Below are 1692 nucleotides of genomic sequence, written 5' to 3'. Positions count from 1 at the left end.
GCGGCACCTGGGGCCCCAAGGAGGCCGACGCCCTGCTCGTCGACAACGACACCTGGTACGACCCGGCCGGCTGACGCGGCCACGCCGCCCTCCCGTGCCGCAGCCCGGCGGGCCCCTGTTCACGGCAGTGGACCGCCGGGCCGCGGCCGCACCTGCGAGGACGGGTGGCCGCCCCCGTGCTGTCCCGAGGGGTCGCTGCGGCGCCCGGGTCCGGGTCGTAGGAGGACTTCGGATGGATCTGGTCCACTTTCGGATGGTGACGCCGCCGTCGCTCACCCAGCGGACGATCGACATGCTGACCGCGAACAGCGACGTCCTCAACCTGGTGGTGCTGCGGGCGGTGTCGAACTCGCCGGACGGCGACGCGCTCGAGTGTGACGTCATGAAGGCCGCCGCCAACGAGGTGCTGGGCGGCCTGCGCGGTCTGGGGATCGACCACGCCGGGTCCATCGCCGTCGAGGACGTCGAGATGATGTTCTCGCGGCACGCCGAGCGGATCGAGGCCGACCGGCCCAGCACGCTCGTCCACACGCCGCTGTGGGCCGCGGTCGAGGCCCACATCCGGGCGGAGGGGACCTACCTGCCGTCCTTCTACCTGTTCCTGGTCGTCGCCGGGCTCATCGGTGCGGTCGGCATCATGTCGAACTCCCAGATCCTCATCGTGGCCGCGATGGTGGTCGGCCCCGAGTACAACGCGATCGTCAGCATGGCGCTGGGCATCGACCGCGGCAACCGCCGCCGGGTCCGTGAGGGCGCCCGCGCACTGACTCTCGGATTCTCCCTGGCCATCGTGGTGACGCTGGGCTTCTCGGCGCTGTCGCGGGCCCTGGACCAGGAGTCCGACGCGTTCAAGCACGGGCTGCGGCCGGTGTCCCAGCTCATCGACACGCCCAACTTCTTCTCGCTGGTGGTCGCCGCGCTCGCCGGTGCGGTCGGCATCGTCTCGCTGACGGAGGCACGGGCGAGCGCGCTCCTCGGCGTCTTCATCTCCGTGACCACGATCCCGGCCGCCTCGGACATCGCCGTCTCGATCGCCTTCGCCGACTGGCACGAGGCCCGCGGCTCGCTGTTCCAACTCCTCCTGAACGTGGTCGTCCTCGTGATCGTCGGCGTCCTCACCCTCCGCCTGCAGCGACGCTTCTGGCGGCGGGCGGAGCGCCGCGCCGACGCGGGGAAGGACTGACCGGGCGCACGCCGACCGGGCGGACCACCGAACCGGCGCACGCGGTCAGCCCTGGCCGTGGGCGCGGGTGGGCAGCGCGGAGGCGTTCGGCACGGGACCCAGGAGCACGAGCGTGTCGTCGGCCGCCGGAACGACGTCCTGGGCCTCGGTGACGGGTTCGAGTCGGCCGTCGGCCCGCACGACGAAGAGCAGTTCGTGGCCCGGGGGGAACGGGTCGGCGGCCGGCCTCACGACGAAGCGCGCGCCGAGCTCGTGGCGGTCCTCCAGGACGCTCCGGACGAGGCCGGGCCCGAAGAGGACGCCACCGCCGGTGTACGGGGCGACGATGCCCTGGCCTCCGGGGTGCGGGCCGACCCGGTACACCGGACCGTCGAGGCTGTCCTGCACGACCACCGAGGCGAGCGCGTTCAGGTCGTCGTCGTCCGTGAGCAGCAGCGCGGTCGTGACGCCCTCCAGGCGGGCCCCGGGGTCGGTCGCCGTGGCCAGGAGCTCCCCCGGGGCCAGCTCCA

1 protein-coding gene and 1 pseudogene are annotated in these 1692 nt (G+C 73.0%); one reads left to right on the top strand and one right to left on the bottom strand.

Going from position 1 to position 1692, the window contains the following annotated elements; translation table 11 throughout:
- The first annotated feature begins 232 nt into the window (after nucleotides 1–232).
- Nucleotides 233–1183: a DUF389 domain-containing protein gene (locus ABZ641_RS36180; protein ID WP_359988724.1), complete on the top strand. Its 951-nt coding sequence runs from the start codon at nucleotides 233–235 to the stop codon at nucleotides 1181–1183.
- Between the two features lie 45 nt (nucleotides 1184–1228).
- On the opposite strand, the pseudogene ABZ641_RS36175 reads toward ABZ641_RS36180, so the two are convergent.
- Nucleotides 1229–1692 (bottom strand): annotated as a pseudogene (locus tag ABZ641_RS36175) (sodium:proton exchanger); the annotation flags it as partial.

This window comes from Kitasatospora sp. NPDC007106, from assembly GCF_040634455.1.
GTDB classification, from domain to species: Bacteria; Actinomycetota; Actinomycetes; order Streptomycetales; family Streptomycetaceae; genus Kitasatospora; species Kitasatospora arboriphila.
Note: the sequence above shows the minus strand (reverse complement) of the source record. Positions and strands in the feature narration are given on the sequence as shown.